Origin of the sequence: Isoptericola sp. NPDC057191 (genome assembly GCF_042670225.1) — a bacterium.
Taxonomy (GTDB): domain Bacteria; phylum Actinomycetota; class Actinomycetes; order Actinomycetales; family Cellulomonadaceae; genus Isoptericola.
Map to the genome: position 1 here is coordinate 1 of NZ_JBHUWC010000197.1, position 7,455 is coordinate 7,455.

At 73.9% G+C, this 7,455-nt stretch carries 6 protein-coding genes; 5 read left to right on the top strand and 1 reads right to left on the bottom strand.

The features are described from left to right. Nucleotides 1–22: 22 nt before the first annotated feature. Nucleotides 23–2,158, bottom strand: a complete 2,136-nt coding sequence (tkt, locus tag ACFT55_RS17745) for a transketolase (protein ID WP_380245167.1) — start codon at nucleotides 2,156–2,158, stop codon at nucleotides 23–25. A 414-nt stretch (nucleotides 2,159–2,572) separates the two neighbouring features. Between tkt and ACFT55_RS17750 the strand changes: the two genes are divergently transcribed. The 5 genes from ACFT55_RS17750 to ACFT55_RS17770 all read left to right on the top strand — a co-directional run. Further along, complete coding sequence (locus tag ACFT55_RS17750; RefSeq protein WP_380245168.1) at nucleotides 2,573–3,631, top strand: heme o synthase; 1,059 nt, start codon at nucleotides 2,573–2,575, stop codon at nucleotides 3,629–3,631. Nucleotides 3,632–3,689: 58 nt separating this feature from the next. Further along, nucleotides 3,690–4,676, top strand: coding sequence for a site-specific tyrosine recombinase XerD (gene xerD, locus ACFT55_RS17755; RefSeq protein WP_380245169.1), 987 nt, complete (start codon nucleotides 3,690–3,692; stop codon nucleotides 4,674–4,676). A gap of 293 nt (nucleotides 4,677–4,969) precedes the next feature. Further along, entirely contained in the window at nucleotides 4,970–5,785 is an 816-nt protein-coding gene (locus ACFT55_RS17760) for a ParA family protein (protein ID WP_380245172.1), read from the top strand. Continuing rightward, nucleotides 5,769–6,740, top strand: coding sequence for a segregation and condensation protein A (locus ACFT55_RS17765; protein ID WP_380245170.1), 972 nt, complete (start codon nucleotides 5,769–5,771; stop codon nucleotides 6,738–6,740). The genes ACFT55_RS17760 and ACFT55_RS17765 overlap by 17 nt, the downstream gene beginning before the upstream one ends. Beyond that, a partial coding sequence (locus ACFT55_RS17770; RefSeq protein WP_380245171.1) for an SMC-Scp complex subunit ScpB occupies nucleotides 6,737–7,455 on the top strand: 719 nt, incomplete at its 3' end. The genes ACFT55_RS17765 and ACFT55_RS17770, both read left to right, overlap by 4 nt.

Consider the following 7,455-nt stretch of genomic DNA (forward strand, 5'->3'; position numbering starts at 1 on the left):
CCACCTGGGAATCTACGAGTGCTCAGGCAGCGTCGCCAGCGCCGCGCACGGCGGCGAGGGACTCCCGGGCCGCGGCCGCGACGGCCTCCGCGGTGATCCCGAACTCGCGGTACAGCGTCTGGTAGTCCGCGGACGCGCCGTAGTGCTCCAGGGAGACGCTGCGGCCGGCGTCGCCGACCACGTCGCGCCAGCCCTGGGCGATGCCCGCCTCGACGGAGACGCGCGCCTTCACGGCCGACGGCAGCACGGACTCGCGGTACGCCTCGTCCTGCTTGTCGAACCACTCGCGGCTCGGCATCGACACGACGCGGGCGGCGACGCCCTCGGCGGCCAGCGCCTCGCGCGCCTCGACGGCGAGCTGCACCTCGGAGCCGGTGCCGACCAGGATCACGTCGGGCGCGCCGGTCTCGTCGTTCGTGGCGTCCAGGAGGGTGTAGGCGCCCTTGAGGGTGCCCTCGGCGCCGGCGAAGCCGTCTGTGCCGCGCGGGAACGTGGGCACGTTCTGCCGGGTGAGGACGATGCCCGCCGGGTTCGCGGTGTTCTCGAGGATCCCGCGCCAGGCCCAGGCGGTCTCGTTCGCGTCGGCGGGGCGCACGACGTCGAGGCCGGGGATGGCGCGCAGCGCGGCGAGGTGCTCGACGGGCTGGTGCGTGGGGCCGTCCTCGCCGAGCCCGATCGAGTCGTGGGTCCACACGAACGTGGTGGGGATCTCCATGAGGGCGGCGAGGCGCACCGACGCACGCATGTAGTCGGCGAACTGCAGGAACGTGCCGCCGTACGGGCGGGTCAGGCCGTGCAGCACGATGCCGTTGAGGATCGACCCCATGCCGTGCTCGCGGATGCCGAAGTGCAGCGTGCGGCCGTACGGGTGGCCCGGGAACTTCTTCGTCGCGTGCTCGACGGGGATGAAGGACGGCTCGCCGTCCATCGTCGTGTTGTTCGAGCCCGCGAGGTCGGCGGAGCCGCCCCACAGCTCGGGCAGCACGTCCTTGAGCGCGGTGAGGACCTTGCCGGACGCCGCGCGGGTGGCGACACCCTTCTCGGACGCCTCGAAGACGGGCAGCTCGTCGGTCCAGCCCGCGGGCAGCTCGTGGGCCACGAGGCGGTCGAGCAGCGCGGCGCGCTCCGGGGTGGCGGTGCGCCACGCGTCGTACGAGCGGTCCCAGGCGGCGCGCTGCTCCGACTGACGCTCGGCCACGGAGCGCGTGTAGGCGAGCACCTCGTCGTCGATGGCGAACGTGGCCTCCGGGTCGAGACCCAGGGCCGTCTTGAGGCCCGCGACCTCGTCGCTGCCCATCGCCGAGCCGTGGATGCCACCGGTGTTCTGCTTGGTGGGCGACGGCCAGCCGATGATGGTGCGCAGCGCGATGAACGACGGCCGGTCGGTCTCCGCCTTCGCGGCGGCGATCGCGGCGGCCAGCGCCTCGACGTCCTCGGCGTAGCCGGTGCCGCCCGAGGTCCAGTCGACCTCCTGGGTGTGCCAGCCGTAGGCCGCGTAGCGGGCGACGGTGTCCTCCGTGAAGGAGATGTCGGTGTCGTCCTCGATCGAGATCTTGTTCTGGTCCCAGATGACGACCAGGTTGCCCAGCTTCTGGGTGCCGGCGAGCGACGACGCCTCGGACGTGACGCCCTCCTGGAGGTCGCCGTCGGAGGCGATCACGAAGACGTGGTGGTCGAAGGGCGACTCGCCCGGCGCGGCGTCCGGGTCGAGCAGCCCGCGCTCGCGGCGCGCTGCCATCGCCATGCCGACGGACGAGGCCAGACCCTGGCCGAGCGGGCCGGTCGTGATCTCGACGCCGGGGGTGTGGCGGAACTCCGGGTGGCCGGGGGTCTGCGAGCCCCAGGTCCGCAGGGCCTCGAGGTCGGCCATCTCCATGCCGTAGCCGGCGAGGAACAGCTGCAGGTACAGCGTGAGCGACGAGTGGCCCGCGGAGAGGACGAACCGGTCACGACCGACCCAGTGCGGGTCGGACGGGTCGTGCCGCATCGTCTTCTGGAAGAGCAGGTACGCGGCGGGAGCCAGGGAGATGGCGGTGCCGGGGTGGCCGTTGCCGACCTTCTCGACGGCGTCGGCCGCCAGCGCCTTGATGGTCTTCACCGCGCGGTCGTCGAGCGAGTTCCACTCGAGCGGGGCGACGACGGGGTCGAACGCGTTCACAGATGTGCCTCTTTCCTGCCCGGAGCGAGCCCCCGGGTGATTGCTGCTGCTCTGCCGGTACGGGGCGCCGCAGGGTCGGACCCGGCAGGATCCGACGCGTCGCGGCGGGGCACGGCGGCAGGGGCCGGACCGGACGGGCGGCCCGCTGTTCACCGTTGTGCAGCACCACCCTAGCGCCGAGCATTCCCGCGCCGCCTGTCGCGGCGGGCTCCGTCCCACCTGGTGGGCGGAGGCGGTACGGGGCGGCGGGCGGGCCGTCCGGCGGGGGAGGTGACACCGGGTCGGACATTTCTCACAGCGGGTGGGTCGTGACCCGGGCCGCCCCGCCGATGACCTCGGCGTACGATGAGGCGGCGACCGAACGACGTCGCCCGAGCTCCCCGGACCCCCAGCCGAGAACGGACCAGCACGCGCGTGAGCACCACGAGCACCACGACGCCCCACCCCTCGACGCCCACCCGTGCTGCGGTGCGGGCGGAGCGGGAGCGTGCCGATGCCGTCCGGGCGGACCGCCGCGGCGCGTCCGCGGACACGAGCGAGGGACAGGACCACGAGCCGAGCCACGGATCGGGCCACGGGTCGGGCAAGGGGTGGCGCGACCGCGTCAGCGCGTACGTCGCCCTGACGAAGCCGCGCATCATCGAGCTCCTGCTCGTCACCACCCTCCCCACGATGATCCTGGCCGAGGGCGGGCTGCCGTCGCTGGGGCTCGTGCTCCTGACGCTCGTCGGCGGCACGCTGGCGGCCGCGTCGGCGAACGTCTTCAACTGCTACCTGGACCGCGACATCGACCAGGTGATGAACCGGACCAAGCGACGCCCGCTGGCCACGGGAGAGATCACCCCGCGGGCCGCGCTGATCTTCGCGACGGCGCTCGGCGTCGTGTCCCTGCTGTGGTTCGCCCTGCTGGTCAACGTCCCGTCGGCCTGGCTGACCTTCGCCGCGATCGCCATCTACGTCGTCGGCTACACGATGATCCTCAAGCGGCGCACGCCGCAGAACATCGTGTGGGGCGGCATCGCGGGCTGCATGCCCGTCTTCATCGGCTGGGCCGCGGTCACCGGGTCCCTCAGCTGGGCGGCCGTGGCGCTGTTCGGCGTCATCTTCTTCTGGACGCCCCCGCACTACTGGCCGCTGTCGGTGAAGTTCAAGAGGGACTACGCCAACGCCGGCGTCCCGATGCTCCCCGTGGTCGCCACCGACCGGCGCGTGGCCGTCGAGATGGTCGCGCACACGGCCGCGATGATCGCCTGCTCCCTCGCGCTCGTCCCGCTCGCCGGGATGTCGTGGTTCTACACCGTCGTCGCGATCGCCTCCGGTGCCTGGTTCCTGTACCTCGTGATCGCGATGCTGCGCCGCGCCGGCCACCCCGAGCGCGGCAAGCTCGGCGCGATGAAGGTCTTCCACGGCTCGATCACGTACCTCACGGTGCTGTTCATCGCCGTGGCGGTGGACGTCTTCCTGCCGTTCTGACCGGGCACGCGCCGACCCGCTCGGCCGCGTCGTCGCTGGCACGGGGCATGATGGGCCGGTGCCCGACTCGTCGCCCGTCCCGCCCCTGCCGCCCGCGCTGACGACCGCCCTGCAGGAGTACCTCGCGCACCTCGGGGTGGAGCGTGGGCTGTCGGCGAACACCGTGACGGCCTACCGGCGCGACCTCGACCGTTACGCCCGCCACCTCGCCGCCACCGGGCGCCCCGGGCTGGACGCCGTGGGCGAGCAGGACGTCGAGGGCTACGTGGTGGTGCTGCGGCAGGGGTCGGACGGCGGCGCCCCGCTCTCGCCGTCGTCCACCGCGCGCGCCCTCGCCGCCGTGCGTGGTTGGCACCGCTTCGCCCACGCCGAGGGCGTGACGCGTGCCGATCCCGCCTCGCAGGTGCACGCGCCGAGCACCCTGCGCCGTCTGCCCCATGCGCTGTCGGTCGACGAGGTGGCCCGGCTGCTCGACGCGGCGGGCGCCGGCGACGGTGCGGTCCCGCTGCGCGACCGGGCGCTGCTGGAGCTGCTGTACTCCACCGGCGGACGCATCAGCGAGGTCGTGGGGCTCGACGTCGACGACGTGGACGGGCTTGCCGACGGCGCCGGGGACGACGATCTGGCGGGCGCGGGCTCCGTGCGGCTGCGGGGCAAGGGCGACAAGGAACGGGTGGTCCCGGTCGGGTCGTACGCCCGCACCGCCCTCGAGGCCTATCTCGTGCGGGCCAGGGTGCCGCTCGCGTCCGCGGGCCGAGGCACCCCGGCGCTGTTCCTCAACACCCGCGGCGCCCGGCTGTCGCGGCAGAGCGCCTGGTCGGTGCTCCAGGGCGCGGCGGAGCGCGCCGGCCTGACCCAGCACGTGTCCCCGCACACGTTGCGGCACTCCTTCGCGACCCACCTGCTGGCCGGCGGCGCGGACGTCCGCGTGGTGCAGGAGCTGCTCGGCCACGCGTCCGTGACCACCACGCAGATCTACACGATGGTGACTCCCGACGCGCTGCGCGAGGTGTACGCCGCCGCGCACCCGCGTGCCCTCGGCTGACGCCCGGTGTCCATCGTGCGTGCTGACCTGATCCTCATCCCGCGGTCTTGAGGATCAGGTCAGCACCCACGATGCGATGCCGGCGGTGAAGGGCGGCGCGCCCGGCGTGCCGCCCGGGCCCCGCCAGGGGCTGGGGTAGCGTGACGCAGGTGAGCGAGGGACTCGGGAGCGACACCATGACGCAGACGACCACGAGCGACGCCTCACCGGCCGCGGACACCGCGACCAGCCCGGCCCCGGGGAGTCCGGCCGGCGGGTTCGAGGAGCCGCGCACCGACGTCGTCGGGCGGCCGATGCCCGACTTCCGCGACCCTTCGCCGCTGGCCTCGCACGGGCCCGCGCGCATCGTCGCGATGTGCAACCAGAAGGGTGGCGTCGGCAAGACCACCACCACGATCAACCTGGGTGCGGCGCTGGCCGAGTACGGGCGCCGGGTGCTGCTCGTCGACTTCGACCCCCAGGGCGCCGCGTCGGTCGGGGTGGGCGTCAGTCCCCACGACCTCGAACTGAGCGTCTACAACCTGCTCATGGAGCGGGACGTCAGCTTCACCGACGTCCGGCAGCCCACCCACATCGAGGGTCTCGACGTCCTGCCCGCCAACATCGACCTCTCCGCGGCGGAGGTGCAGCTCGTCGGCGAGGTGGCCCGCGAGTCGGTGCTGGCCCGCGCGCTGCGTCCTGCCCTGGACGACTACGACGTGATCCTGGTCGACTGCCAGCCGTCGCTCGGGCTGCTGACGGTGAACGCGCTGACGGCCGCCCACGGCGTGCTCATCCCGCTGGAGTGCGAGTTCTTCGCGCTGCGCGGCGTCGCGCTCCTCGTGGAGACCATCGAGAAGGTGCGCGACCGGCTCAACCCCGCGCTCGAGATCGACGGCATCCTGCCGACCATGTACGACTCGCGCACGCTGCACTCCCGCGAGGTCGTGGCCCGCGTGCACGAGGCTTTCGGCGACACCCTGCTGCACACCGTCATCGGGCGCACCGTGAAGTTCCCGGACGCCTCCGTCGCCGCGGAGCCGATCACCAACTACGCCCCGACGCACGCCGGGGCCGCCGCCTACCGGCAGCTCGCGCGCGAGCTCGTCGCCCGTGGTGACGCCGCCTGACGTCGCCGCGGGGCCTGCCGCCGACGTCGCGGAGCCCGAGGCCCCGGCCGCGGGCTTCCAGGTGCACCTCACGAACTTCACCGGGCCGTTCGACCTCCTGCTCTCGCTGATCGCGAAGCACGAGCTCGACGTCACCGAGGTGGCGCTCGCGGCCGTGACCGACGAGTTCGTGGCGCACATCCGGGCGGCCGACGAGGAGGCGCGCGCCGCGACGGCCCGCGGCGAGGAGCACCCGTCGTGGGACCTCGGGACCGCGAGCGAGTTCCTGGTGGTCGCGGCCACCCTCCTGGACCTCAAGGCGGCCCGGCTGCTGCCGGGACTCGTCGAGGAGGACGCCGAGGACCTGGAGCTCCTCGAGGCCCGGGACCTGCTGTTCGCGCGGCTGCTGCAGTACCGCGCCTACAAGGAGGTCTCCGGCATCCTCGCGGAGCGCCTGGAGACCGAGGGGCGACGGGTGCCGCGGTCGGTGCCGCTGGAGCCGGAGCTGACGGCGCTCCTGCCCGAGCTCGTGTGGACGCTGGACGGCGCCCGCCTGGCGGAGCTGGCGGCCAAGGCCCTCGAGCCGAAGGCGCCTCCCGTGGTGGGCCTGGACCACCTGCACGCCCCCGCGGTGAGCGTCCGGGAGCAGGCAGGCGTCGTGGCACGGCGGCTGCGGCGCGAGCACGTCGCCACGTTCCGCGCGCTCGTGGCGGGCGAGGAACGGCTCGTGGTCGTGGCACGCTTCCTCGCCCTCCTGGAGCTGTTCCGCAACGGCCGGGTCGCCTTCGAGCAGGCGTCGGCTCTCGGGGAGCTCACCGTGCGCTGGACGGCCGACGACGGAGGGCCGGGCGGTGACGGGGAGGACGACGGCGAGCTCGCCGCCGGCTTCGAGGAGTTCGACGGGTCCCTCGCCCAGGACGGCGGGACGGACGGGCCTGCCGCGGGCGGGCAGGACATGACGGAGGTCGTGGCATGACGCAGGAGACGGAGGCCGGCACGGACGTTGCGCCGGCCGAGTCGGACCGCACCGGTTCGGGCGCCGGTCCAGGGAGCGACGCCGCCGGAGCGGAGGAGGCGGTGGCCGCCGGGGCGCTCGCGGTCGAGGTGGACGTCGACGACCTTCCGGGCGGGCTGGCGGCGGCGCTCGAGGCGGTGCTCATGGTCGCGGAGGCCTCGGTGCCGGTGGAGCGGCTGGCTGCGGGCGTGGCGCGCCCGGTCCCGGAGGTGTCCGCCGTGCTCGCGGAGCTGGCGGCGGAGTATCGCGGCGAGACGGGCGGGCGTCCCCGCGGGTTCGAGCTGCGCGAGGGCGCCGACGGCTGGCGCATCTACTCGGCGCGGGCGCAGGCCGACGTCGTGGGAGCCTTCGTGCTCGAGGGGCAGTCGTCCCGGCTCAGCCAGGCGGCGCTGGAGACGCTCGCCGTCATCGCCTACCGCCAGCCGGTCACGCGCGGTCAGGTGTCCGCGGTGCGCGGCGTCAGCGTGGACGGTGTCGTGCGCACCCTGCTGGCGCGTGGCCTGATCGCCGAGACGGGCCAGGACCCGATGACCGGCGCGGTGCTGTTCGGCACCACGGGGGAGTTCCTGGACCGGATGGGCTGGACGTCCCTCGACGCCCTGCCGCCCCTCGCCCCGCACCTGCCCGACGTCGGGGAGGCGATCGGCCTGGACCCGTCCTCGGCCGGCCTCCGGGG

Excerpts from the sequence above, each read along its gene's own strand:
- ACFT55_RS17760 (WP_380245172.1), top strand. The coding sequence starts at position 4,970 with ATGCCCGACTTCCGCGACCCTTCGCCGCTGGCCTCGCACGGGCCCGCG.